The 26,967-nt window shown below is 71.3% G+C and carries 17 protein-coding genes; all 17 read left to right on the top strand.

From position 1 onward, the window contains the following. The first annotated feature begins 32 nt into the window (after positions 1–32). The 17 genes from ACZ5T9_RS01015 to ACZ5T9_RS00935 all read left to right on the top strand — a co-directional run bounded on the left by ACZ5T9_RS01015 (position 33) and on the right by ACZ5T9_RS00935 (position 26,880). Positions 33–1,463 carry a molybdopterin molybdotransferase MoeA gene (locus ACZ5T9_RS01015; protein WP_464833479.1) on the top strand — a complete coding sequence of 477 codons (1,431 nt, stop codon included), beginning with the start codon at positions 33–35 and terminating at the stop codon, positions 1,461–1,463. Continuing rightward, complete coding sequence (moaC, locus tag ACZ5T9_RS01010) at positions 1,460–2,080, top strand: cyclic pyranopterin monophosphate synthase MoaC (RefSeq protein WP_464833478.1); 621 nt, start codon at positions 1,460–1,462, stop codon at positions 2,078–2,080. The genes ACZ5T9_RS01015 and moaC overlap by 4 nt, the downstream gene beginning before the upstream one ends. Positions 2,081–2,146: 66 nt before the next feature. Next, positions 2,147–2,671 carry a MogA/MoaB family molybdenum cofactor biosynthesis protein gene (locus ACZ5T9_RS01005; protein WP_464833476.1) on the top strand — a complete coding sequence of 175 codons (525 nt, stop codon included), beginning with the start codon at positions 2,147–2,149 and terminating at the stop codon, positions 2,669–2,671. 275 nt (positions 2,672–2,946) lie between these two features. Beyond that, positions 2,947–3,273: a co-chaperone GroES gene (groES, locus tag ACZ5T9_RS01000; RefSeq protein ID WP_006904573.1), complete on the top strand. Its 327-nt coding sequence runs from the start codon at positions 2,947–2,949 to the stop codon at positions 3,271–3,273. Between the two features lie 18 nt (positions 3,274–3,291). Beyond that, a complete protein-coding gene (gene groL / locus ACZ5T9_RS00995; protein WP_006904572.1) occupies positions 3,292–4,911 on the top strand; it encodes a chaperonin GroEL in 1,620 nt (539 codons plus the stop codon). Positions 4,912–5,106: 195 nt separating this feature from the next. Further along, complete coding sequence (gene guaA, locus ACZ5T9_RS00990) at positions 5,107–6,681, top strand: glutamine-hydrolyzing GMP synthase (protein WP_464833475.1); 1,575 nt, start codon at positions 5,107–5,109, stop codon at positions 6,679–6,681. An 889-nt stretch (positions 6,682–7,570) separates the two neighbouring features. Further along, positions 7,571–10,591: an ATP-binding protein gene (locus tag ACZ5T9_RS00985; RefSeq protein ID WP_464833474.1), complete on the top strand. Its 3,021-nt coding sequence runs from the start codon at positions 7,571–7,573 to the stop codon at positions 10,589–10,591. Between the two features lie 83 nt (positions 10,592–10,674). Beyond that, positions 10,675–13,050, top strand: a complete 2,376-nt coding sequence (locus ACZ5T9_RS00980; RefSeq protein ID WP_464833473.1) for an ATP-dependent helicase — start codon at positions 10,675–10,677, stop codon at positions 13,048–13,050. Between the two features lie 185 nt (positions 13,051–13,235). Further along, positions 13,236–15,530 carry an NAD-dependent DNA ligase LigA gene (ligA, locus tag ACZ5T9_RS00975; protein WP_464834462.1) on the top strand — a complete coding sequence of 765 codons (2,295 nt, stop codon included), beginning with the start codon at positions 13,236–13,238 and terminating at the stop codon, positions 15,528–15,530. A gap of 535 nt (positions 15,531–16,065) precedes the next feature. Further along, positions 16,066–17,226, top strand: coding sequence for an ABC transporter ATP-binding protein (locus ACZ5T9_RS00970; RefSeq protein ID WP_464834461.1), 1,161 nt, complete (start codon positions 16,066–16,068; stop codon positions 17,224–17,226). Continuing rightward, positions 17,223–18,251, top strand: coding sequence for an ABC transporter ATP-binding protein (locus ACZ5T9_RS00965; RefSeq protein WP_006904563.1), 1,029 nt, complete (start codon positions 17,223–17,225; stop codon positions 18,249–18,251). The genes ACZ5T9_RS00970 and ACZ5T9_RS00965 overlap by 4 nt, the downstream gene beginning before the upstream one ends. A 410-nt stretch (positions 18,252–18,661) precedes the next feature. Next, complete coding sequence (locus ACZ5T9_RS00960; protein ID WP_464833470.1) at positions 18,662–20,413, top strand: peptide ABC transporter substrate-binding protein; 1,752 nt, start codon at positions 18,662–18,664, stop codon at positions 20,411–20,413. Positions 20,414–20,658: 245 nt separating this feature from the next. Continuing rightward, positions 20,659–21,588: an ABC transporter permease gene (locus tag ACZ5T9_RS00955; RefSeq protein WP_006904561.1), complete on the top strand. Its 930-nt coding sequence runs from the start codon at positions 20,659–20,661 to the stop codon at positions 21,586–21,588. 4 nt (positions 21,589–21,592) lie between these two features. Beyond that, the gene (locus ACZ5T9_RS00950; protein ID WP_464833468.1) at positions 21,593–22,564 is read left to right on the top strand and encodes an ABC transporter permease; all 972 of its coding nucleotides are present in this window, start codon (positions 21,593–21,595) and stop codon (positions 22,562–22,564) included. Positions 22,565–22,580: 16 nt separating this feature from the next. Next, complete coding sequence (locus tag ACZ5T9_RS00945; RefSeq protein WP_464833467.1) at positions 22,581–23,591, top strand: ABC transporter ATP-binding protein; 1,011 nt, start codon at positions 22,581–22,583, stop codon at positions 23,589–23,591. Positions 23,592–23,594: 3 nt separating this feature from the next. Then, positions 23,595–24,644: an ABC transporter ATP-binding protein gene (locus ACZ5T9_RS00940; protein ID WP_006904558.1), complete on the top strand. Its 1,050-nt coding sequence runs from the start codon at positions 23,595–23,597 to the stop codon at positions 24,642–24,644. A gap of 517 nt (positions 24,645–25,161) precedes the next feature. Then, on the top strand, positions 25,162–26,880 hold the full coding sequence (locus ACZ5T9_RS00935; protein WP_464833465.1) for a peptide-binding protein: 1,719 nt from the start codon (positions 25,162–25,164) through the stop codon (positions 26,878–26,880). Positions 26,881–26,967: the final 87 nt, after the last annotated feature.

Genomic DNA, 26,967 nt, shown 5'->3' with positions numbered 1-26,967 from the left:
GCGGCGGCCCGCAGCGAGGGGAGGTGCCTGCCGTGGCGGGGTACGAACCCGAACCAGGCCACGAACCGGACGTTGCGGCTCGCGCCGGGGAACCCCGGGCCCCCGCGCCCGCGGGGGCGGGAACCGCGGCCGGTAGCGCATCCCAGGGACCGGTCCCGGATCCGGGCGGTGGGCCGGCACCGGCTTCCTCGCCGGAGTCCGGCCTGCCGGGCGGTGGCTTCCGGGCGCCCTTCCCCAGCGCCGGGCTCCCCACGGTGGCCGAGGCCCTCCAGCGGATCCTGGCGGCGGCAGGGCGGCCGCCCCTGGCGACGGAAGAGGTGCCCCTGGCCGCGGCCCTGGGCCGGGTGCTGGCCAAGCCCGTCTACGCCCCCGAGGACGTCCCGGGCTTTCACCGGGCGACCGTCGACGGCTATGCCGTGCGCAGCCAGGACCTGCGGGGCGTGGAGCCCGGCCGGCCCGCCCGCCTGCAGGTGGCGGGCCGGGTGCTGGCCGGCCAACCCGCCCGGGTGACGGTGGAACCCGGCCAGGCGGTGGCCGTGCCCACGGGCGGGATGCTGCCGCCCGGCGCCGATTGCGTGGTCATGTTCGAGCACACCACCCGGGAGGGACCGTGGCTGCTGGTGCACCGCTTTGCCGGCCCCGGCGACAACGTCATCGCCCGGGGCGAGGACGCCGCCGCCGGCCTGGCCCTGTTGCCGGCCGGGCGCCGGCTGGGGCCCGCGGAGCTGGGTGCCCTGGCGGGCGCGGGCGTCACCCGCCTGACCGTGGCCCGGGGACCTCGGGTCGCCCTGCTGCTGACCGGCGACGAGGTGGTTCCTCCCGGCCGGGAGCCTGCACCCGGCCAGATCCGGGACATCAACGGGGTGGCCCTGGCGGCCGCCTTGCGGCAGGATGGCGCCGAACCCCTGGACCCCGTCTACGTGCCGGACGAGCCGGACGCCTTCCGGCAGGCCCTGGGGGCCGCCCTGGCGGCTGCCGACCTGGTGCTGATCTCGGGCGGCAGCTCCGTGGGCGAGCGCGACCTGACGGCCGAGCTGGCCGCCGAGCTGGAGCCGCCCGGCGTGATCCTCCACGGCATCGCCCTCAAGCCGGGCAAGCCCACCCTCTTCGCCATGGCGGGGCGCAAGCCGGTGTTCGGCCTTCCCGGCAACCCCGTCTCGGCGCTGGTGGTCTACCGGCTGCTGGTGCGGCCGCTGATCCAGCGCTGGCTGGGGCTTGCACCCGAGCCCGGTCCCGGCCCCCGCATCCGGGCGCGCCTGGAGACGGCCCTGCGCCGCCCGCCGGGCCGGGAAGAGTACGTACCCGTGGCCCTGATCTGGCGCGGGGGCGAGTACGGTGCCCGCCCCCAGCCCCGCAAGTCCGGCCTGATCTCGGCCCTCACGGGCGCCCAGGGGCTGGTCCACCTGCCCCTGGAGATCGAGGGCCTGCCGGCGGGTGCGGAGGTGGAGGTGATCCCCTGGTGAGGGAGCCCTTGCCTTCCGGACAGGGAGCGGTTCCCGGCGCCGGGGCGCCGGCCGGCGCCGGAGGGACCGGGCCGGGCCTGGCGGCAGGGGACCAGGGATGGACCCACCTGGACGGGGCGGGCCGGGCCCGGATGGTGGACACCAGCGGCAAGCCCGTCACCCTCCGCGAGGCCGTGGCCCGGGGCCGGGTGCGCATGGCGCCGGCCACCCTGGCCCGCCTGCGCGCGGGCGACGTGCCCAAGGGGGACGTCTGGGCCGTGGCCCGGGTGGCGGGCATCCTGGCGGCCAAGGAGACCGGCCGGCTCATCCCGCTCTGCCATCCCCTGCCTCTGGACGCGGTGGCCGTCGACTTCCGGCTCGGCGCCGAGGGCGTGGAGATCCAGGCCACCGCCCGCACCACCGCGCGCACGGGGGTCGAGATGGAAGCCCTGACGGCGGTCACCGTGGCCGCCCTGACCCTGATCGACATGTGCAAGGCCCTGGACCGGGGCATGGTGATCGAGGCCGTCCGCCTGGTGCGCAAGACCGGCGGGCGCAGCGGCGAGTACACTCGCCCGGACGAGCCGGCCTGGGAGGACCTGGGCGAGCCGGTGGGGCCCCCGGGCCCGCAGCCATGACGGAAACCCGTGCCCCCGGGGCCCCGCAGACCCGCAACCCGGGGGACCGGAAGGGAAGGTGAAGGCGTGCGGGTGGCGATCCTGACCGTGAGCGACGGGGTGAGCCAGGGCTGGCGCCGGGATGAGAGCGGCGAGTACCTGGCCCGCTGGGCTGCCGAGGGCGGGGCGGTGGTGGTGGAGCGCGGCGTCGTGCCCGATGACCGGGACGCCATCGCCCGCTGGCTGCGGGCCGCGGCCGGGCGGGCGGACATCGTCTTCACCACCGGCGGCACCGGCCTGGGGCCCCGGGACGTCACGCCGGAAGCCACCCTGGACGTGGTGGAGCGCCTGGTGCCCGGGCTGCCCGAGCGGATGCGGGCCGCCACGGGCGCGGCCAACCCCATGGCCTACCTTTCCCGGGGGGTGGCGGGCATCCTGGGCCGCACCCTGATCGTCAACCTGCCGGGCAGCCCCCGGGGGGTGGCCGAGTGCCTGGCGGCGCTGGAACCCTTGCTGGCCCATGCCGTGGCCATCCTGCAGGGGGGCGGTCACGACGCGCCGGGCCACCCTCTGCCGCCCCCGCCCTCAGGCGCACCCTCCGGCCATGCCTGACCCGCCACGCATAAAGCGCCCCTCGCGCGGGAACAGGATAAGCGGCCGAGTTGGGAGCGGCGGCCAAATCGGGGCTTGACGACCGTTTTTGGCCGCCTTACCATAGTCGGTGGCTTAGCACTCTCCGAAAGGGAGTGCTAACAGGACAGGCGTCGTAGCGGCCCGGGGGCTCCGGCCCGCCGGCCCGCCGGCCGGTCATCCTGCAACCCATCATCCAAGCGCTGTGGCCGGGCGCCCCGGAACCAACCTGCATCCTTTCAGGGAGGTGCACGGCGGTGAGCGTTCAGCCGCAGCCCAAGGGAGGGACCGTTTCGGTGAAGCTGCGCCCTCTCGGCGACCGGGTGGTCGTCAAGGTGCTGGAGGAAGAGGAGCGGACCAAGGGCGGGATCATCCTGCCGGACACGGCCAAGGAGAAGCCCCAGCAGGGTGAGGTCCTGGCCGTGGGCACGGGCCGCATCCTCGAGAATGGCCAGAAGGTGCCCCTGGAGGTCAAGGAAGGTGACCGGGTCATCTTCTCCAAGTACGCCGGCACCGAGGTCAAGCTGGATGACGAGGAGCTGCTGATCCTCAGCGAACGGGACATTCTGGCCATCGTTCAGTAACCGAGGAGGGGAAGCGGCATGCCGAAGCAGCTGGTCTTCAACGAGCAGGCGCGGCGCAGCCTCGAAAAGGGGCTGAACACCGTCGCCAACGCCGTCAAGATCACGCTGGGGCCCAAGGGCCGCAACGTGGTCCTGGAGAAGAAGTTCGGCTCCCCCACCATCACCAACGACGGCGTGACCATCGCCCGGGAGATCGAACTCAAGGACCCCTTCGAGAACATGGGCGCCAAACTCCTGACCGAGGTGGCGACCAAGACCAACGACGTGGCCGGTGACGGGACCACCACCGCCATCGTGCTGGGCCAGGCCATGGTCCGCGAGGGCATGAAGGTGGTGGCCGCCGGCGCCAACCCGATCCTGGTCAAGCGGGGCATCGAGAAGGCGGTCGCCGCCGTGGTGGAGGAGATCAAGCGGATCGCCAAGCCCGTGGAGACCAAGTCGGCGACCCAGCAGGTGGCCTCCATCTCCGCCAACGACGAAGAGATCGGCAAGATGATCGCCGACGCCATGGAGAAGGTCGGCAAGGACGGCGTCATCACGGTCGAGGAGAGCAAGACCCTGGACACGACCGTCGAGGTCGTGGAGGGCATGCAGTTCGACCGGGGCTACCTGTCGCCGTACTTCGTCACCGACCCGGAGGCCATGGAGGCCGTCCTGGAGGACCCCTTCATCCTGATCACCGACCGCAAGATCTCCTCGGTCAATGACCTGTTGCCGGTCCTCCAGCGGGTGGTGGAGCGGGGCAAGCCGCTGCTGATCATCGCCGAGGACGTGGAGGGCGAGGCCCTGGCCACCCTGGTGGTCAACAAGATCCGCGGCACCCTGCAGTCCTGCGCGGTGAAGGCGCCCGGCTTCGGCGACCGGCGCAAGGCCATGCTGGAGGACATCGCCATCCTCACCGGCGGCCAGGTGGTCTCCGAAGACCTGGGCATCAAGCTGGAGAACGTCACCCCTGACATGTTCGGCCGCGCCAAGAAGGTGGTCGTGGAGAAGGAGAACACGACCATCGTCGAAGGCGCCGGCGATCCGCAGAAGATCAAGGCCCGCATCAACGTCATCAAGCGGCAGATCGAAGAGACCACCTCGGACTTCGACCGCGAGAAGCTGCAGGAGCGGCTGGCCAAGCTGGCCGGCGGCGTGGCCGTGATCAAGGTCGGCGCGGCCACCGAGGTGGAGCTGAAGGAGAAGAAGTACCGCATCGAGGACGCCCTCTCCGCCACCCGGGCGGCGGTGGAGGAGGGCATCGTCCCCGGTGGCGGCTCCACGCTCGTGCACGCCATCAAGGCGCTGGACAAGGTGGAGGCCCGCAACGAGGACGAGCGGATGGGCATCGAGATCGTCCGCCGCGCCCTGGAGGAGCCCCTGCGCCAGATCGCGACCAACGCCGGCCTGGAGGGCTCCGTGGTGGTCGAGCGGGTCAAGCAGCTGCCCGACAACGAGGGCTTCGACGCCCTGACGGGCGAGTACGGCGACATGTTCGCCCGGGGCATCGTCGACCCGGCCAAGGTGACCCGTTCGGCGCTGCAGAACGCGGCCAGCATCGCCGCCATGGTGCTGACCACCGAGTCGCTGGTGGCCGACCTGCCCGAGGACAAGAAGGAAGCGGCCGGCGGCGGCATGGGCGACATGGACTTCTGATCCGGTCGCTGCGAAGGAACCGGCCCGATCGGGGTGGCCGCAAGCCGCTGGCGCGCGGCACCCTTCCCGGAACACAGCACGCCGCGGGGCGGAACCCCGCGGCGTGCTCTTTCAGGGGGGACCGGCGTGTCAAGGGGGACCGGCTTCAGGCCGGGCCATGGTATCATGCCGTCAATGAAAAGGAGCGATGGGACCATGTCCGATGCCCGTTCCCCCCTTTCCCCGGCCGAACCCGCCGAGCGGGTGGTGATCCTGGACTTCGGCTCCCAGTACGGCCACCTCATCGCCCGCCGGGTGCGGGAGCTGGGGGTGTACTCGGAGGTCCTGCCCCACAACGCGCCGCTGGCCCAGATCCTGCGCCACCGGCCGCGGGGCGTGATCCTTTCCGGCGGTCCGGCCAGCGTCTACGAGCCCGGTGCCCCCCAGTGCGATCCCGGCCTGTGGCATGCCGGGGTGCCCGTTCTGGGCATCTGCTACGGCATGCAGCTCATGGTCCACCAGCTGGGCGGGCGCGTGGCCCGCGCGGAAGAGCGGGAGTACGGCCCGGCGACCCTGGAGGTGGAGGAACCCGGCCGCCTGCTGGCCGGCCTGGGGCCGCGCCTGGACGTGTGGATGAGCCACGGCGACCGGGTGGAAACGCTGCCGCCGGGCTTCACCGTCCTGGCCCGCACGGCCGCCTCGCCCTTTGCCGCGGTGGAGGGAGGCGGCGGCCGCTGGCTGGGTGTCCAGTTCCACCCCGAGGTGGGCCACACCCCCCGGGGCCGGGAGATCCTGGCCAACTTCCTCTACGGCGTGTGCGGCTGCCGGGGCGGCTGGACCATGGCCGGCTTCGTCGAGGAAGCGATGGCCGCCCTGCGCCGCCAGCTGGAGGGAGCCCGGGCCCTCTGCGCCCTGAGCGGCGGGGTCGACTCCACCGTGGCGGCGGTTCTGGTCCACCGGGCCATCGGGCCCCGGCTGGCCTGCGTGTTCGTCGACACGGGCCTGCTGCGGGCGGGGGAGGTGGAGGAGGTCCAAGAAAGCCTGGCCGGGCTGGGCATTGAGCTGCGGGTGGTCGATGCCCGGGACCGGTTCCTGGCCGCCCTGGACGGCATCGCCGACCCCGAGGCCAAGCGCAAGGCCGTGGGCGAGACCTTCATCCGCGTGTTCGAGGAAGAGGCCCGCCGCCTGGCCGAGGAACTGGGCCCCATCCCCTTCCTGGTGCAAGGGACCACCTATCCCGACGTGATCGAGAGCGGGGGCGGCGTCGCGGCGACGATCAAGAGCCACCACAACGTGGGCGGCCTGCCCCCGGACCTGGCGTTCCGGCTGGTGGAGCCGCTCCGCTACCTGTTCAAGGACGAGGTGCGGGAGGTGGGCCGCCGGCTGGGGCTGCCGGAGGCCATCGTCCAGCGGCAGCCCTTCCCCGGCCCGGGGCTGGCCATCCGCATGGCGGGGCCCGTGACCGCCGAGCGGCTGGAACGGCTGCGGGCCTGCGACCGCATCGTCCGGGAGGAGATCCGGCGGGCCGGGCTGGAGGGTCGCCTCTGGCAGGCCTTCGCCGTCCTGACGGGCACGCCCACCGTGGGCGTGATGGGCGACCGGCGCACCTACGGCGAGGCGGTGGCCGTGCGGGCGGTGACCTCGGGGGACGGCATGACGGCCGACTGGGCCCGCCTGCCCCACGAGGTCCTCGACCGTATCGCCCGCCGCCTGGCCAATGAGGTGGAGGGCGTCAACCGCGTGGTCTACGACATCACGTCCAAGCCCCCGGCGACCATCGAGTGGGAATGATGCCAGCAGGGTCAGGCCTGGGGGAGTGGGCCGCAGGGAGGCGCGGGAGGCGCCGGACCTGGGCATGGCCGCCGGAACCCGGCTCCAAAGCCGGGTTCCGGGCTTCCGGACCCCGGCCCGGGCGGTGGCCCCGTCCGCATGGGTCTGGCCCCCGGCGAGGGGCTTCCGGCCCGTGACCCTGGAGTCCGGCGGGGAGCCCCGGGTCCCAGACGCCCTTCGACAAGAAGGGCGTCTGGGCAAGGGACAGGTTGGCCGTGGCAGCGGCGAAGGATGTATGTAGCCGGACTGGTGCCGGCGCTGCAGCCTGCCTGTGCCACAACATGACGAAAAAAGTCGAAGCACGGTCCTATTTTTTCGAATTTAGGAGGATCTTGCGGGTGCTTGTCGTAACCTTTTCCTAGCAGGGCCGGAGGGAACGGGCCGGGCCGCGACAAGGAGCGGCCGGTCGCCGCCCGGGATCAGCGGGAGGGGCGGGACCGGCCGGACGCGGGTGGAGGTGACGGGGATGCTTTACCGTGCGGCGAAACTGCTGGCCGGTGTGCTGGCGGCGCTGACCATCGTGGTGAACTATCAGGTCAGCTGGCCCATGTAGTCCCTTGCCGGAAGGGTTGGGCCCGGACCCGCAGCCCTGGCCGGCCTGGCTGCAGGCACCACCACGCCCCTCGCACCCGGGTTACCACCATCAAAACACGGGCGCCGGTGGGGTGTAAAGGCAGGTGGAACCGGTCCGGCGGGCCCTCCGGCCCTCGGCCGGGGCTGCGGAGCCGGCTGCTGCGACGCGAAAGCCGCGTTCGCCGGGGCGAACGCGGCTTTCGCGTGGGCAGGGGCACCGGCACCGCGACTCCGGCCCGGGCTCCTGCGGCTGCACGCCGCCGGGGAGGGTTGCCGCTTGGACCAGCGAAGTGGAACCGCTATGAAGCCTTCGGGGACCGTCGCCCGGTACATGCTGGCCGTGGCCACCTTGGGCCTGGCGGGCCTGGTGGTCCAGGCCGTGCGCTGGCCGGTGCCGCCGTCGGTTCTGGTGCTTGTGCTGGGTTGTGCCCTGCTGGTGGCCGAACTGTACCAGGTGCCCGCCCCCGGCGGGGAGGCGGTCTCCATGGGCTCCCTGGTGGTCCTGGTGTCCCTGTGGCTCCTGGGGCCGCCCGTGCCCATCTGGGCCGAGGTGGTGGGCTGGAGCTTGCTGGCCCTGCGCCGGCGCTCTTTCGGCCTGGTCACGGCCTTCAACATCGGCCAGACGGTGCTGGCCGTGCTGGCCGCCGCCGCGGCCTTCCGCTTCACCGGCGGCGCGTGGGGCCAGCCCCTCGTGGCGGGCGACACCGCCACGCCCTACCTGGCCAGCGCCGTGGCCTTCGGCCTGGTCAACGCCACCCTGGTGGCGGTGGCCTTCGCCCTCTACAAGCGGGTTCCCCTGGGGCAGCAGGTTCGCACCTACCCGGTGGCCGACAGCTGGCGGCTGGCGGTGTCCGCCCTGCTGGCCCTGGGCGTCTACATCCTCTTCACCCGCCACGGCTATCCCCCCGCGGCCCTGGCCGCCTTCCCCGCCGTGACGGTGGTCCACCACTACGTGGCCACCGTCTGGACCCGCCACCTGCGGCAGCGGGCGGTGGAACGCTTCCTGCGCACCCTCCAGGCCGACCCCCAGGGCCTGCGCCGGGCCGACATGCTGGTGCGGCTGGTCACCGAGCTGGCCGAGGCGCTGGGGGTGTCCGGGCGGGACGTCGACAACCTGCGCCAGGCTGCGCTTCTGCACGAGGCAGGCGGGCCGCGCCCCCTGGGCATGGACGACGGCGATCCCGCTCCGGCCCAGCTGGCCCGCCACGCCGTGGCCTCGGCCCGGGAGGTGGCGCGGATCGCGGTGCTGGAGCCGGTGGCGAGGGTCCTCCGGCACCACCACGAGCATTGGGACGGCAGCGGCGGGCCCGACGGCCTGGGGGGCACGGCCATCCCCCTGTGCAGCCGGATCCTGGCCGTGGCCGAGGACTATCTTTTCGCCCTGCAGCGCTGGGGCGATCCCGGGGCGGCCTGGGAGGCGGTGCAGGGCCGGGCCGGCAGCCGGTTCGACCCCCGGGTGGTGGAGGCCCTGGGACAGGTGCGGGGCAGTGTGGCCTGGCTGCCCGAGCGGGGACTGAGCGTGGCCGGGGAGCTGGCCGTGGCGGCTGAGCAGCTGCGCCGGTTCGTCCGGGAAGCGGGGCGGGGGGTGAAGGGCCGGGGTACGGGCTTCGACGACGAGGTCCTGGTGCGGCAGGCGGCGGGAGCGGTGGTGGCTCTCTCCCACCTGACCCGGGTGATCAACGCCACCCTGCGCCCGGACGAGGTGGCCGAGCGGGTCCTGGACACCTTCCTGCAGGTCGTGGGCGGGCGCGTGTTGTGGCTGGTTCCGGGGGGCCGGGCCGGCGTGCTGCGGGTGGCGGCCCTGCGCAACGGGCCGCCGGGCCTGGTGGGCGGAGAGCTGGATCTGCACCGCCCGCCCTTCCAGCGGCTGCTGGAAGGGCGCAGGCCGCTGCTGGCCCGGCTGGAACCCGGCCAGGGGCCGGACTGGCTGCTGGCGGGCCAGCGGCGGTGGGTGCTGGCCCTGCCCCTGGTGGCCAGGGACCAGCTGCTGGCGGCGGTGGTGGTGGTCCGGGACGAGCCCCTCCCCCAGGCCCTGAGCCAGACGGACCTGCTGGCGGTGGTGGCCAGCCAGGCGGCCCTGAGCCTCGACAACGCCCGCCTGTTCGAGCAGGTCCAGGCGCGCCTGCAGGAGCTCACCGCCCTGAAGCGGTTCCAGGACCTGATCTTCGAGCAGGTGGGGACAGGCATCGTCGCCGCTGACGCCGCCGGCACGGTCACCCTGGTCAACCGCGCGGCGGCGGCCATCCTGGAGCGGGCCGGCTGGGCGCCGGCCGTGGTATCGCGGCCGCGGCCCTTGGGGGCGAGCAACCCCTGTGATAGCATGCTTCTGGAACAGCTGGAGGCGACCGAGCCCCTGCCCCCGCGCCTCTTGGAGCTGGAGGGGCGGGACGGGTCACCGCTGGCCGTGGCGGTCCGGGCCTTTCCCCTGGTGGGACCGGACGGGGAGAAGGCCGGGGCCGTGGTGTTGTTGCAGGACGTGACCCAGGAACGGGAACTGGAACTGCGGGCGCGGCGCTCGGAGCGCCTGGCGGCGGTGGGCCAGCTGGCGGCGGGCGCTGCCCACGAGATCCGCAATCCCCTCACCGCCATCAAGGGGTTCATCCAGCTCCTGGACCGGCGGCTTGAAGGCGAGGCAGCGGGCTACATCGACATCGTCCTGCAGGAGATCGAGCGGATCGAGACCATCGTCAACGACCTGCTGCTGCTGGCCCGCCAGCCCCGGCTGCGCCTGCGCCGCGTGGATGTGGGGGCGCTGCTGCAGAGGCTGGTGGACATGATCCGGCTGGACCAGGCGGCCCGGAGCTGTGTGGTGGAGCTGCGGGTGAGGGAGCCGCTGCCGCCCGTGGTGGCCGACGAGAGCCAGCTGCGGCAGGTGTTCCTCAACCTGATCCGCAACGGCCTGGACGCCATGCCGGAAGGCGGCTGCCTGCAGATCCGGGCCTTCGCCAATCCCGCGGCGGGGACCGTGGTGGTCGAGGTGGAAGACCGCGGGCCCGGGATCCCGCCCGAACATCTGGGCCGGATCTTCGACCCCTTCTTCTCCACCAAGGAGGGGGGTACGGGCCTGGGCCTGGCGGTGAGCTACGGCATCGTCCGCAGCCACGGCGGGCATATCGACGTGGAAAGCGAGCCGGGCCGAGGCACGCGCATGCGTGTGGTGCTGCCCGTCGACGGTCCCCCGCCCACGGCGCCCGCCTCGTCGACGGCGGGCGAGCCGGAAGCCGCCGGCTCCCCGGCCCCGGGCGCGCAGCCGGGGCCTGCGGGCCGCGTGGGGGGAAAGGGCCGGACCGGCTCCTGACCGGCCTCGGGACGGTCCCTGTCCACAAGAGCCGGCCCGGCGTGATCCGGGACCGGCAGGTCCGGCGTGGGGAGGTTCTGGTTTTGACGGATTTGCTGGCAGATCTGAACCCTGCCCAGCGGGAGGCGGTCACCCATCCCGGCGGTCCCGTGCTGGTGCTGGCCGGGGCCGGGAGCGGCAAGACCCGGGTGCTGACCCGCCGGGTGGCCTACCTGCTGGAGCAGGGGGTGGCGCCCCACCAGATCCTGGCCATCACCTTCACCAACAAGGCGGCCCGGGAGATGCGGGAGCGGGTCGAGCAGCTGGTGGGGGCCGGCGCCCGGGACATGTGGATCGGCACCTTCCACGCCAGCTGCGTGCGCATCCTGCGCCGGGACGGTTACCGCATCGGCTACGATCGCAACTTCGTCATCCTGGACGAGGACGACCGCCGTGCGGTGCTCCGGGAGGTCCTCAAGGAGCGGAACCTCAGCGAGACCCGCTACCCGCCCAACGCGGTGGGGGCGGCCATCTCGGCCGCCAAGAACCAGCTGCTGGATCCCGAGCAGTTCGCCGCCCGCTACCGGGACTTTTACCGCCAGCAGGTGGCCATGGTGTACGCCGCCTACCAGCAGCGGCTGGAGCGCAACGGCGCCATGGACTTCGACGACCTGCTGATGCAGGCGGTGCGCCTGCTGGAAGAGGCGCCCGACGTCCTGGCCTACTATCAGCGCCGGTTCGTCCACATTCTGGTGGACGAGTACCAGGACACCAACCACGCCCAGTACCGGCTGCTGCGCCTCCTGGCGGCAGGGCACCGCAACCTGTTCGTGGTGGGCGACCCGGACCAGAGCGTCTACCGTTGGCGGGGCGCCGACATCACCAACATCCTGCGCTTTGAGGAAGACTATCCCGACGCCCGGGTGGTGCGGCTGGAGTTGAACTACCGCTCCACGGCCTCCATCCTGGGAGCCGCCCAGGCGGTGATCGAGCACAATACCCAGCGCAAGGAGAAGCAGCTGCGCTCCGTCCACGGGGAGGGGGCGCGGGTGGTGGTCTTCGGCGCCGCCGACGAGCACGACGAGGCCTGGTTCGTGGCCCGGGAGATGGAGCGGTTGCACGCCGAGGGCCACGAGTACGGGGAGATGGCCGTTCTCTACCGCACCCACGCCCAGTCGCGGGTGGTGGAGGAGACCCTGCTGCGCCGGGGCATCCCCTACCGCATCGTCGGGGGCCTCAAGTTCTACGAGCGCAAGGAGGTCAAGGACATCCTGGCCTACCTGCGCCTGGCGGTGAACCCCGAAGACCGGATCAGCCTGCGGCGGGTGATCAACGTGCCCCGCCGCGGGATCGGGGAGGCCACCCTGGCCCGGCTGGAGGCGTACCTGGACCGGGAGGGCGCCGGCCTGCTGGAGGCTCTGGCGGCCGCCGAGACCATACCGGGCATCACCCGTCCCCAGGCGGCCGCCCTGCTGGCCTTCGGCGGAGTGATCGCCGACCTGCGGGCGGCGGCGGAAAACCGGCCGGCCTATGACGTCATCGCCCTGGCCCTGGAGCGCACGGGCTACCGGGAGATGCTGGAGCAGGAGCAGACGCCCGACGCCATGACCCGCCTGGAGAACCTCAAGGAGCTGCTCTCGGTGGCCCGGGACTTCGAGCGCCAGCGGGGGCCGGGCGACGCGCCCCTGGTCGACTTTTTGGCGGAGGTGGCCCTGGTCAGCGACGTGGACCAGCTGGAGGAAGGGGCCCGGGCCGTCTCCCTGATGACCCTGCACAGCGCCAAGGGCCTGGAGTTCGACGTGGTCTTCATCACGGGGATGGAAGAGGGGGTCTTCCCCCACAGCCGTTCCCTGGACGACCCGCAGGAGCTGGAGGAGGAACGCCGCCTCTGCTACGTGGGGATGACCCGGGCGCGGCAGCGGCTCTACCTGTGCTTCACCCGCCAGCGGACCCTGTTCGGCGCCACCCGGCGCCAGGTGCCCTCCCGCTTCCTGGAGGAGGCCGACGAGCGCTACCTGGAGTGGCAAGGACTGCCGCCCGGCGGGGGCGATCCGGACCTGGACGAGGAGGAGCCCCTCTGGGGCGGGAACGGTCGCCCCGGGCGCGGGTCCAGGGCGGCTTTCCCGGGAAGCTTCCCGGGGACCTTCGCGGGGGCAGGCGGGACCGGCCGGCCCGGCGGCCCATGGGGTGCCGGGCGGGCCGCCCGGGCCGGTTCCACCGGTCCGGGCAGGGGTGCTGCGGGAGGAACCGGCGGCGCCGGCGGCGCCCACGGCGGGGCGGGCGCGGCGGGGAGCGCCCTGTCCGGGCGCGTCCCCGGGGGCGATTTCCGGCCCGGGGAGAGGGTGGTGCACCCGCGCTTCGGCCAGGGCACCGTGATCATGCGCCGGGGCGAGGGGGACGACGCCGAGGTGACCATCGCCTTCCCCGACGCCGGCCTCAAGACCTTCATCGTGCGCTACGCCAACCTGCGGCGGGCTTGAACACGCCGGGGCAAGGGGGAGTGGTCATGGACGGCCAGGGGGACCTGTGGAGCGCGGGGGAGGGCGCGGGAGCAGGCCCGCAGGCCGCGGGGGATGGGGCTCCAGCGGCGGACAAGGGTATGGGGGCGGCCGGGGCCGGGGGAGGGGTGCCGGCGGGCCGCCCGGCGGCGGGCGTTCCGGCCGACCTGGAGGCGGCCCGGGCCCGGGTGGAGGCCCTGCGCGAGCAGATCCGGCATCATGACTACCTTTATTACGTGCTCGACCGGCCCGAGATCGACGACGCCGCCTACGACGCCCTGATGCGCCAGCTGCGGGAACTGGAGCAGCGGTTCCCCGAGCTGGTCACCCCCGACTCGCCCACCCAGCGGGTCGGGGGCCGCCCGGCCGCGCCCTTTGCTCGGGTCGAACACGCCGAGCCCATGCTCAGCCTGGACAACGCCTTCAGCCGGGAGGAGCTGGAGGCCTTCGACCAGCGGGTCCGCCGCGCGGTGGGGGACGACGTGGCCTATGTGGCGGAGCTGAAGATCGACGGCCTGTCCATCGCCCTGACCTACGAGGGAGGCCGGTTCGTCCGCGGCGCCACCCGCGGCGACGGTGAGGCCGGGGAAGACGTCACCGCCAACCTGCGCACCATCCGCAGCCTGCCCCTGCGGCTGCGGGACCGGGAGCGACCGGTGCCCCGGCGGGTGGAGATCCGCGGCGAGGTCTACATGACCTTCGACGCCTTCCGCCGGCTCAACCAGGAACAGGAGGCACGGGGGCTGGCGCCCTTCGCCAACCCGCGCAACGCGGCGGCCGGCTCGGTGCGCCAGCTGGATCCGGCGGTGACGGCCTCCCGGTCGCTGAACCTGTGGGTCTACGCCCTGGCGGGCTGGGAGGGCGACGAGCCGGCGCCGCGCAGCCAGTGGGAGGTGCTCCAGACCCTGCGGGCATGGGGGCTGCCCGTCAACCCCCACGCCCGGCGGTGCACCGGCCTGGACGAGCTCTTCGCCTACATCGACGAGTGGGCGGAGCGGCGCCACCAGCTGCCCTACCTGACCGACGGCATCGTGATCAAGGTCGACGACCTGGAACAGCAGCGGCAGCTGGGGGCCACGGCCCGCAGCCCCCGCTGGGCCATCGCCTACAAGTTCCCGGCGGAGAAGGCGCGGACGCGGGTGCGGGACATCCTGGTCAGCGTGGGCCGCACCGGTGCCCTGACGCCGGTGGCGGTGCTGGATCCCGTGCTGCTGGCGGGGACCACCGTCAGCCGGGCCAGCCTGCACAACGCCGACTACATCCGGGAGAAGGACGTGCGCATCGGCGATCTGGTGGTGGTCCACAAGGCGGGGGAGATCATCCCCGAAGTGGTCGAGGTGGTGAAGGAGGCCCGCACGGGCGCCGAGCGGCCCTTCTCCATGCCCGAGCGCTGCCCCGCCTGCGGCAGCCCGGTGGTGCGGGTGGAAGGCGAGGCGGCCACCCGCTGCCCCAACGCGGCCTGCCCGGCCCAGCAGCTGGAGCGCATCCGCCACTTCGCCTCGCGGGACGCCATGGACATCGAGGGGCTGGGGCCGGCCATCATCGAGCAGCTGGTCGGCCGGGGGCTGGTGCGCGACGTGGCCGACCTCTACCACCTGGAGCCGGAGCCCCTGGCCCAGCTGGAACGCATGGGTCCCAAGTCCGCCGCCAACCTGGTGGCCGCCATCGACGCTTCCCGGGGGCGGCCGCTGCGCCGGCTGCTCTACGGCCTGGGCATCCGCTTCGTGGGCGAGCGGGTGGCCGGGCTCCTGGCGCGGCACTTCGGCACCATCCAGCGCCTGATGGCGGCGGGGCCGGACGAGCTGATGGCCGTCCCCGAGATCGGGCCCCGCATCGCCGAGAGCGTGGTCACCTTCTTCCGGGACGAGCATAACCGCCAGCTGATCCGCCGGCTGGCGGAGGCGGGGGTGGAAGCGGCGGCGGGCGCGCCGGAGCCGGGCAGTGCCGCGGCGCGGGCGGTGGTAGCGGCGGCGACGGCCGCGGGCGGGCCCGCGGGAGCAACGGGCACGGCGCCTGGTGGCCCGGCGGCTGCAGGGGCGCCCGGGACCGCGGCGGGCGGCGTCGCAGGGGCGGGCGCGGGGGTGGCTGCGGCCCGCAGGGCAGGCGCCGGGGATGGGGCTGCCGGGGCCGGGTTCGTCCCTGGAGCCGGCCCCGGGGCGGGAGCTGGTGCCGCCGGTGCGCCGGCCGCTTGGCCCGATGTCCCGCCCGAGGTGCGGGAGCGGGTGGCCGGCAAGACCTTCGTGTTCACCGGCGGCCTGGCCAGCATGACCCGGGACGAGGCCCAGGAACTGGTGGAGGCGCTGGGCGGCCGGGCCACCGGCAGCGTCAGCCGCAAGACGGACTACGTGGTGGCCGGCGAGGGGGCGGGTTCCAAGCTGGCCCGAGCGCGAGAGCTGGGCATCCCCGTGCTGGACGAGGCGGCCTTCCTCCGGCTTGTCGGCCGCGAACCGGCGGGAGGGTGAGGGGCGGCCCCCCGCACAAGAGGTGCGGGATCCGGCGGCGCATCCCGCCATGCTCCGGTGGAACGGCAGCCCGGCCCAGGCCCGGCGGGACGGCCGGAGTCCCCCTGGCGGCGACCATGCCCGGCCGGAGCCCCTGCGTGGCCGGGCGGAACCCCGCAGGCCCGGGGAGCGCGCGGGGAAAGGGGCATCTGCCGCCTGCGGCTGCCGGCGGGAAGGATCCCGGCATCCTGCAGCGAACCAGTGCAGGGAATTGCTACCGGACATGCTGCGCACCGGCCGCCGCCGGCCCCGCCGGCGGCGCTCCGTCTACCGCACCTGGGAGGAACCCGCGTTGCCCGAGGCAGCCCAGTCCCCGTTTGCAGCCGGGGCCGGGGCGGCGCCCCCGTTCCCCGGCCGGTCGCCGGTCCCTGCCGGCCCTCCCTCGCCCTCGCCGGTCCCGCCCGGGACGGGGTCCCGGCCCGCTGGCGGGGCGCCCCGGACCGGTACGGCATCGGAGGCGGCGGGCCGGCCCGGGAGGGCCGAACCCCTTCTGGAAGTGCTCGACTTGCGCACCGAGTTCCACGCCGGCGGGGTCCGCTTTGCCGCCGTGGACGGTGTCAGCTTCACCATCCACCGCGGCGAGACGGTGGGCCTGGTGGGGGAGTCCGGATCAGGGAAGAGCGTGACCTCCCTTTCCATCCTGCGGCTCGTCCCCTCGCCCCCCGGCCGCATCGCCAGCGGCTCCATCCTGTTCGAGGGCCGGGATCTGTTGCGCCTCGGCGAGGCCGAGATGCGCCGTATCCGAGGCAACCGCATCGCCATGATCTTCCAGGAGCCCATGACCTCCTTGAACCCCGTCTTCACCGCCGGCGAGCAGATCGCCGAGGCTCTGCGCTGGCACCGCCGCCTCCCCCGCCGGGAGGCGCAGGCCCGGGCGGTGGAGCTGCTGCGGCTGGTGGGCATCCCCGACCCGGAGGTGCGGGCGCGCCAGTACCCTCACCAGATGTCGGGGGGCATGCGCCAGCGGGTGATGATCGCCATGGCTGTAGCCTGCGACCCCCAGCTGCTCATCGCCGACGAGCCCACCACGGCCCTGGACGTGACGGTGCAGGCCCAGATCCTCGATCTCATGAAGGACCTGCGCCGGCGCCTGGGCACGGCCATCCTGCTGATCACCCACGACCTGGGCGTGGTGGCCGACATGGCGGACCGGGTGCTGGTGATGTACGCCGGCCGCATCGTGGAGGCGGCGCCGGTGGACGACCTGTTCGCCCGGCCGCTCCACCCGTACACGGAGGGCTTGCTGGCCTCCATGCCCCAGCTGCACCGGCGCGCCCAGCGGCTCCACGTGATCCCGGGCCAGGTGCCGAGCCCGGCCCGGCTGCCGGCGGGGTGCAGGTTCCACCCGCGCTGCCCCTACGCCATGGACATCTGCCGCCACCAGGAGCCGGCGCTGAAGCCCGCCGGCGAGGGGCGCTGGGTGGCCTGCTGGCTCCGGGACGAACCGGCCGCCGGCGGAGCCCCGGCGGCGGGGGCCGCCCGGGCGGGCGGTAACCCGGGCGCCGGCGACCCCGCGGCCGGTGGAGACGGCCGGGCCGGCGGCGTCCCGGCCGCCAGGGCCGTCCCGGCCGGCATGGACGGCGCGGCGTACGGTGATCGCCTGTCCGCTGGGGCCGACCAGCGGCCCGGCGCGGCCCCGGGAGGGATCCGCCCATGAGCCGCCCGCTAGTCGAGATCCGCGGCCTGAAGAAGTACTTCCCCGCCGCCGGCGGCCGGCTGGGCCGCCCGCGCGGCTGGGTACGGGCGGTGGACGGCATCGACCTCGACATCTTCCCGGGGGAGACCCTGGGGCTGGTGGGCGAGTCCGGTTGCGGCAAGACCACCACGGGGCGGCTGGTCCTGCGGCTGCTGGAGCCCACGGCCGGTTCGGTCCGGTTCGACGGCACGGACATCTTCCAGCTGCGCGGCGCGGCCCTGCGGCGGCTGCGGCGGGACATGCAGATCATCTTCCAGGACCCGTTCGGTTCCCTCAACCCGCGGCGGACGGTGGGGGACATCATCGGCGAGGCCCTGGCCGTCCACGGCATCGCCCGCGGCCGCGCGCTGCGGGAGCGGGTGGCCGAGCTGTTGGAGCTGGTCGGGCTTGCTCCCGAGCATGCCCGGCGCTACCCCCACGAGTTCTCCGGCGGCCAGCGCCAGCGGATCGGCATCGCCCGGGCCCTGGCCCTGAACCCGCGGTTTGTCGTCTGCGACGAGCCCGTCTCGGCCCTGGACGTGTCCATCCAGTCCCAGGTGATCAACCTGCTGGAAGACCTGCAGGACCGCTTCGGCCTGACCTACCTTTTCATCGCCCACGACCTGTCGGTAGTCCGCCACATCAGCGACCGGGTCGGGGTGATGTACCTGGGCAAGCTGGTGGAGCTGGCACCGGTGGATGACCTGTTCCGCCGCCCCCTGCATCCCTACACCCAGGCCTTGCTGTCCGCCGTGCCGCTGCCCGACCCGCCCCGACAGCGGCAGCGGGAGCGCATCGTGCTGCAGGGCGACGTGCCCTCGCCGGCCAACCCGCCGGCCGGCTGCCGTTTCCACACCCGCTGTCCCTTTGCCGAGGCCATCTGCCGCCAGGAAGAACCGGCCCTGCGGGCCGTGGAGGGCGGCCGCCTGGTCGCCTGCCACCTGGCCGAGAAGCTGCCCACCTCGGGTGCCTGGGAGGCACCGGCCGGCGTGGCCGGCGGGGGATGATCCGGCCCGGGAAAAAGCGCGGCCAAGCGGCGCGGATCCCAGGGGTCTTGGGTCCTCGGTGCGCCCTGGTCCTCCGCCCTGCCGGCGCACGGGACCCCGAAGGTTCGAAGCCGGTGGGGCCCGTCATGTCCAGGCGGGCACCGGTCCGATGCTTCAGCGGCGGCGTCCCTTCCAAGGGGCCCGCCCGCAGCCACGGTGGTGCGGCGCTGACGGTGGGGACCGCCTGGGAGGGACGCCGGTTATTCCCTGTGAAACGGACCGTATCACAGGAGGAAATCGCGCGACCGGCGAGAACATCCCTACGGTGTATGCTGCTTGTCGAAAGAAAAATGACCGGTGAAAGGAGGTGAATCCCCATTCGAACCGGTCTTGCGCCGAGGAAGGCGCAAACCAGCATCAGGGGGGTACCCATGTTGAAGCGTAATCGCAAGCTGTTCGCGCTGTTTAGCCTCCTGGTGGTTGCGGCCCTGGTCCTGTCCGCCTGCGGCAGCGGCGGTGGCAGCCAGGGTGACAACAACCAGCAGCAGGAGGAACCTCAGCAACAGGCTGGCGGGCCCGACAGCCCCAACTACCTCAAGCTGAATCTGGGCGACGAGCCGCCGAGCCTGGACCCGCAGCTGGCGACCGACACGATTTCCTTCCAGATTATCGGCGCCACCTACGAGGGCCTGGTACGCCAGGACCCCAACGGCGAGATCAAAGAGGGCAGCGGCATGGCGGAGAGCTGGGAGGTCTCCGAGGACGGGCTGACCTGGACCTTCCACCTGCGCGACGCGCAGTGGAGCGACGGCAAGCCCGTCACGGCCAACGACTTCGCCTACGCCTGGAAGCGGGCCATGGACCCGCGGCTGGCCTCGCAGTACTCCTACATCATCGCCCCGTACATCAAGGGCGGTAATGATGTGGCGAACGCCTGCGGTGACGACGGCTCCTGCGAGGGCGACGATGCCAAGATCGAAGAGGCCCTCAACAACGTCGGCATCGAGGTCGTCGACGAGAAGACGCTGAAGGTCACTCTGAGCCAGAACGTTCCCTTCTTCCTGAACCTGCTGACCTTCGGCACCTGGCAGCCGGTGCGCCGGGACATCGTCGAACAGTACGGCGACCAGTTTGCCACCGATGCCGACAAGGCCGTCTACAACGGCCCCTTCATCGTCAAGGAGTGGAACCACAACAACTCGCTGCGCATCGAGAAGAACCCGAACTACTGGGATGCTGCCAACGTCAAGCTTGACTATGTCGACTACGTGATGGTGAGCGACGCGGCGGCGTACATCAACGCGTACGAGGCCGGCGAGATCGACGTCACCGGCGTGCCGGCCGAGTTCAAGGAGCAGTTCGAGCAGACCCACGCCGACGAGCTGGGCCGCTACGCCGACGGGGCCACCTTCTACCTGGTCCTGAACACGACCAAGAAGCCGTGGAACAACCCGAAGGCGCGCCAGGCCGTCTCCTACGCTATCGACCGGGAGACCTACACCAACGCCCTGAACAAGGGCATCGGTCTGCCGGCGGTGAGCTACACCAACCCGGTGATCACGGCGCCGGGCGAGCCGGGCGTCAGCTTCGAGGAGAAGTACGTCCGCCCGCTGAACCTGTTCCCGGCCAAGGCCGACCCGGCCAAGGCGAAGCAGCTCTGGCAGGAGGCCCTCCAGGAGGAAGGCCTGACCGAGGTCCCGACCCTGGAGTTCGTCGGTGACAACGGCGACGTGGTCAAGACGCGCCTGGAGTTCTTCCAGCAGCAGCTGAAGCAGAACCTGGGCATCGACATGCAGATCGTCCAGGTGCCCTTCGAGGAGCGGCTGGAGCGGCAGCGCACCCAGAAGTTCGACATCATCATGGCCGGCTGGGGTCCCGGCTATGACCACCCGCTGACCTTCCTGGATATGTGGGTGTGCGACGGGCCCTACAACGACGGCAAGTACTGCAACGAGGAGTACGACAACCTGGTCAAGCAGCTCCAGCAGGCGAAGGACCCCGCCCAGCAGCGGGAGATCGCCATCCAGCTGGAGAAGCTTATTGGCCAGGACGTGCCGATCGTGCCGATCTACCACCGCGAGGTGCTGTACGCGCAGAAGCCCTACGTCAAGAACCTCATCCGGCGGGCCATCGGCTACAGCCCCGAGTTCAAGTGGGCGTACACCGAGGGCCGCGGCCAGTGAGGTCGTAGGGCGGTCAGGCGCGGTCCGTCCTGGAAGGAGACGATAGGCCGGGTCCGGCCGGGCGGGCCCCGTGGCCGCACCGCGCGGCGGAGGGGCCCGCCGGCCGCCCTGACCCGAGGCTTGCGCACCCGACGACGAGACCGGTTGGGACGATGGGATCCCGGCCTCGTGCCGGGATCTCGTGCGTCTGCTGCGTTCGTCCGATGATTGGTGATGCTGGTCGGGGGAGGAAGGGGGGACGTCGCATGCGCCGTTACATCGCCCAGCGCCTGGTGCTGATGCTGGTGTCCATCTGGGCCGTGGTGACCGTGACCTTCGTGTTGATGCACGCCATTCCGGGGAATCCCTTCGCCGATCCGCGGTTGCGGCCCGAGATCCTGGCGCTGATGATGGACAAGTACGGCTTGAACGATCCGCTCTGGGAGCAGTACCTGCGTTACTGGGGCAACCTGCTCCAAGGCGACCTGGGTGTGTCGTTGAAGAACATCGGCCAGAGCGTCAACCGGATGATCGCCGAGGGTTTCCCCTGGTCCGCCTGGATCGGCGGCCAGGCGCTGGTCTTCGCCTTGGTCGTCGGGCTGACCCTGGGCACCATCGCCGCCTTGAACCGTAACCGCTGGCCCGATTACACGGCCATGGTCATCGCCGTCCTGGGTGTCTCGGTGCCGAGCTTCGTCATCGCCGTGTTCGCCCAGTGGCTGTTCGCGGTGAAGCTCAAGCTGGTGCCGGTGCTCTGGAACGGGACCTTCGTCGCATCGATCCTGCCCTCCCTGGCCCTGGGCGGGACGATGCTGGCCACGCTGGTCCGGATGATGCGCACCCAGATGCTGGACGTGATGGGCCAAGACTACATCAACACGGCCCGAGCCAAGGGCCTGTCCCAGGGTGAGGTCATCTGGCGCCACGCCCTGCGCAACGCGATCCTGCCCATCGTGACGATCCTGGGCCCGCTGGTGGCGGGCATCCTGACGGGCACCGTGGTCATCGAGGCCATCTTTGGAATCCCCGGCCTTGGCAAGTATTACGTTGAGAGCGTATATCAGAGGGACTATCCCTTGATCTTGGGGACCACGGTGTTCTATTTCATCTTCCTGATCGTCGCCAACTTCCTGGTCGATCTCTCCTATGGGATCATCGACCCGCGGATTCGGCTGACGAACCGGGCCAGGGGGTGAGTCCATGGCGGTGAACCGGGCGGCGAGGCCGGCGTCGGCGACGGGACCCGATCTGACGCCGGACCTCTTCCAGCCGGCGCCCATGGCCGCCGGCGAGGCGGAGGCCATCGTCCGGCCGAGCCTGACCTTCTGGCAGGACGCTTGGATCCGTTTTCGCGCGAACCGGCTGGCCATGCTAGGTATGGTGCTGCTGATCTTCATGGCCCTGGGATCGTTGTTGGGCCCCGTGATCTCCTATCACGTCGGGGGCCACACCTTTGACTTCCAGGATTACGCCAACATCAACAAGCCGCCCTCGGCCCAGTACTGGTTCGGCACCGACCAGATCGGTCGCGACCTGTTCACCCGGGTCTGGATGGGTGGGCGGATCTCGCTGTTCATCGGCATCGTGGCCGCGCTCCTGGAGCTGATCATCGGCGTGCTCTACGGCGGGATCTCGGGCTATCTGGGCGGGCGCGTCGACGAGATCATGATGCGCATCATCGACGTGCTCTACGGCATCCCGTACCTGCTGCTGGTGATCCTGCTGCTGGTGGTCATGAATCCGGGGTTGCCCACCATCATCCTGGCCATGGGCTTGACGGGCTGGGTCGGCATGGCGCGGCTGGTGCGCGGCCAGATCCTGCAGCTGCGGGAGATGGAGTTCGTCCTGGCGGCCCGGGTGCTGGGCGTGCCCACCATGGCGCTGATCCTGCGCCACCTGGTGCCCAACGTGATGGGGCCCATCATTGTCAGCCTGACGCTGACCGTACCGGGGGCCATCTTCGGGGAGGCGTTCCTGAGCTTTATCGGGCTGGGCGTGCCGCCGCCGCGGGCCAGCTGGGGTACGTTGATCAACGAGGCCTACACCGTGATGCGCATCTGGCCGTGGCAGTTCGCCTTCCCGGCCCTGGCCCTGAGCATCACCATGTTCGCCTTCAACGCCGTGGGCGACGGCCTGCGGGATGCGCTGGATCCGCGCCTGCGGGCCCGGTAGAGAAAGGACGAAGGCCATGGAGAAGCTGCTGGAAGTCCGCGACCTGCGCGTCCACTTCCGCACCCACGGCGGTGAGGTCCAGGCGGTCCGCGGCGTCTCCTTCGACCTGCACAAGGGTGAGACGCTGTGCATCGTGGGGGAGTCGGGCTCCGGCAAGTCCGTCACGGCCCAGACCATCATGCGCCTGATCCCTATGCCGCCGGGGCGGATCGTGAGCGGCAGCATCCGCTTTCAGGGCAAGGACCTGGTCAAGCTGCCCGAGCGGGAGATGCAGAAGATCCGGGGGCGGTCCATGGGCATGATCTTCCAGGATCCCATGACCTCCCTCAACCCGACCATGACCATCGGGCGGCAGATCACCGAACCGCTGATCAAGCACCAGGGGATGCGGCCCGACCAGGCCATGGCGCGCGCCATCGAGCTCCTGCAGATGGTCGGGATCCCCAATCCGGAGACCCGGGTGCGCCAGTACCCCCACCAGTTCTCGGGGGGCATGCGCCAGCGGGCGATGATCGCCATCGCCCTGGCCTGCAACCCGGCGCTGCTGATCGCCGACGAGCCCACCACGGCGCTCGACGTGACGATCCAGGCCCAGATCCTTGAGCTCATGCAGGATCTGAAGCAGCGGCTGGGAACGGCGATCATCCTCATCACCCACGACCTGGGCGTGGTGGCGCGCATGGCCGACCGCATCGCCGTGATGTACGCCGGCCAGATCGTGGAGCAGGGGTCTGCGGAAGAGATCTTCCACCATCCGAAGCACCCCTACACGGAGGCGCTATTGCGGTCCATCCCGCGACTTGACGACCGGCGGGACCGGCTGCAGGCCATCCCGGGGACGCCGCCGGATCTGTTCGCACCGCCTGCGGGCTGCGCCTTCGCCGCCCGCTGTCCGTACACCATGCGGGTCTGCCACGACCACGACCCCGCGCTGGAGGAGATCCGGCCCGGGCATTACGCCAAGTGCTGGCTGCACCATCCGTACGCGCCGGTGGTGGGTCTCAACGCCGAGGAAAGGGGGGCGTGAGCAATGGCCAAGGGTGGAACGGCGACGGCGGTGGCGGCGCGGGACGCTGCGGGGCCCGGGCGGGAGCAGCCGGCCCAGGATCGTCCGCTGCTGGAGGTGCGCAACCTCAAGCGCCACTTCGAGGTCGGCCGTGGCGCCGTCCTCAAGGCTGTGGACGGCGTCTCCTTCCAGATCCGGCGCGGTGAGGTCCTCGGCCTGGTGGGCGAGTCGGGCTGCGGCAAATCCACAGTGGGGCGCACCATTGTCCGCCTGTACGACCCCACCGAGGGGCAGGTGCTCTTCGACGGTCAGGACGTCCACAAGTTGGCGGGCCAGGACCTGATGCGCTTCCGCCGCCGCGCGCAGATGATCTTCCAGGACCCCTACGCCTCCCTCAACCCGCGCATGCTGGTGTCGGAGATCATCGGCGAGGCCCTGGACCTGCACGGCATGGTGAAGGGGCGCAAGGAGCGAACGGAGCGCATCCACGAGCTTCTGAACCTGGTGGGACTGAACCGGGAGCACGCCAACCGCTTCCCCCACGAGTTCTCCGGAGGCCAGCGGCAGCGCATCGGCATCGCCCGCGCCCTGGCGGTCAAGCCCGAGTTCATCGTGGCCGACGAGCCCATCTCGGCCCTGGACGTATCGATCCAGGCCCAGATCGTCAACCTGATGACCGACCTCAAGGACCAGTTCGGGTTGACCTACATCTTCATCGCCCACGACCTGTCCATGGTCAAGCACATCAGCGACCGGGTGGCCGTGATGTACCTGGGCCAGATCATGGAGCTGGCGCCCAGCGACGAGCTCTACCTCCGGCCCCAGCATCCTTACACCCAGGCGCTGCTCTCGGCGGTGCCCATCCCTGACCCCAGCGTGGAGCGCACCCGGGAGCGCATCGTGCTCAAGGGCGACGTGCCGAGTCCGGTCAACCCGCCGCGGGGGTGCCCCTTCAACACCCGCTGCCCCCTGGCGGAGAAGATCTGCTTTGAAGAGCGCCCCGCGCTGGAGGAGATCGCCCCGGGCCACTGGGCCGCATGCCACCTGGTCAAGGGGACCGGCGCCGCCGCGTGAGGGGTCCGGCGGCAGCCCCTGGCGCCGCCCGGCGAGAGGTCATGGCCAAGGCGCGGCCGGGGCGAACCCCCCACTCGACGAACCGGCAAGGCGCCGGAGGACCGTGACGGTCCTCCGGCGCCTTGCTTTTCTGCGTTCAAACGGCCCGGTGAGCGTCGCGTGGTGGCCGGTTCCGCGACATCCGGAACGGCGGCGGGGAGCGAAGGGCACGGCTGGTGGGCGATAACAGGCCACTGTTTATGGTTCCACGACCTGATTTCGGAAGGAGAGGGGCCGTGTCGCGGAGTATTCCTTCCGACAACCCGGGAGCTCCCAGGAGAAGGGGGGCACCAGGTGGGGGTGGGAGCGGCCGGAGTCGACTGGAGACTGTGCTTGGCGCCGCGTGGACCCGTTGCTGCCATGGCGCGGCGCTTGACGGTAGGGGCGCTCCGGGAGCCGAAGCTCTCGAGCAGGCCAAGGGCGTGGTGCCCGCTCCGCAGGCTCCCGGCAAGGCTGTAGTGCGAGGGAGGTTGTGAGGGTGGTTCGTACGAGCCGACTCGGTGCTGTTCTGGCCATTTTGCTTGTCGCCGCCTTCGTGCTGGCGGCATGCGGCCAGGGAGGCAGCCAGGCCCCTGCCCAGGGGGAGCAGGGGCAGGAACAGCCGGCCGGGGGTGAACAGGCCGGACCCAAGAAGGGCGGTACCCTGACCGTCGGTACCTTCTCGGACATCATCACGATTAATCCGCTCTTCATCGACGACGTGCCGTCGCAGGAAGTGGCCAACCTGGTGCTGGCTTCCCTGTACGATGTCGACCCCAAGGGTAATCTGGTGGTCAGCGAGACCTCCCTGGCCGCCGAGATGCCCGAGATCAGCGAGGACGGTCTCACCTACACCGTGAAGCTGAAGGACACGCCCAAGTGGACCGACGGCAAGCCCGTGACCGCGGAGGATGTGGCCTGGACAATCGAGATGTACCGGACCCCCGAGGTCGGCTCGCCCGCCATCGCGTCCTTTGACAAGGTCGACAAGGTCGAAGTGGTGGACGAGCATACCGTCCGGGTCACCTTGAAGCAGGTTTACGCGCCTTTCATCTACGCGTTGGGGGGCCTGCAGCCGCTGCCGAAGCATGCCTTCGAGGGCGTCGCTCCGGCGGACCTGCAGAAGCAGCCCTACGGCACCGATCCCGCCAAGACCATCACCAACGGCCCGTGGAAGTGGACGGAGTGGACGCAGAAGCAGTACGTGACGCTGGAACGCAACGAGGACTACTGGGGACCGGAACCCTACATTGACCGGGTGGTCTTCAAGATCTACGCCGACCAGAACACCCTGGCCCAGGCCATGCTGAACCATGAGATCGACGTCCTGACGGGCGTCAGCATCAACACCCTGCCTGCCCTGGAGGGACAACCCGGCATCAACATCCTGGAATCGCCGGGTCCCGTGTATGACTATCTCGGCTTCAACTTCAACCCCGACAACTTCCCTGACGGGTTCGTACCGTGGGAGAGCCAGAAGACCCGCCAGGCCATCGCCCATGCCATCAACCGGCAGGGTATGGTGGACAGCATCCTCAAGGGGCACGGCACCATCCTGAACGGGCCCTTCCTGCCCGGGTCGTGGGCCGACGCCGGAACAGCCGTCAACTACGAGTACGATCCCGAAAAGGCGAAGCAGCTTCTGGCGGAGGACGGCTGGACGCCCGGGCCCGACGGCATCCTGCAGAAGGACGGGCACAAGTTCGAGTTCACCCTGCAGACCAACGCAGGCAACGAGCGGCGCGAGCATGTGGTGTCCGTCATCCAGCAGAACCTGCAGGAGGTCGGCATCAAGGTCAACATCCAGACCCTGGACTTCTCCAGCTGGGTGAACGACTACATCGTGCCCGGCAAGTACCAGGCCATCGTCCTCGGCTGGCGCCTGTCTCTCGACCCGGATGCCGAGTCCATCTTCAGCTCCAAGTACTTCCCGCCCAACGGGCAGAACTCGGGCTGGTACAAGAACGAGGAGATCGACCGGCTCTGGGTCGAGGGGTACTCGACCACCGACCAGGAGGAGCGCAAGCAGGTCTACGCCGAGATCGCGCGCCTCATCTCCCAGGACCTGCCCTACGTCTTCCTCTACACCCAGAATGTCATCGCTGCCTACAGCGACCGGGTGAAGTGGGCGGAGGAAGACAAGCCCGTCCTCACCCTGCCTGACGGGTGGCAGTACAACATGGAGAAGTGGTGGCTGGCCGACGCCGGCAGCCAGTGAACCATCGGAGGCGAATCACCGGGGTCAGGGCGGGGCGGCCTCAGGCTGGCCCCGCCCGCCTGCCCCGAGGGCAGAGGGGGCATCCGA

The organism is Thermaerobacter nagasakiensis (genome assembly GCF_055396825.1).
This window is presented reverse-complemented; position numbering and strand designations above follow the sequence as displayed.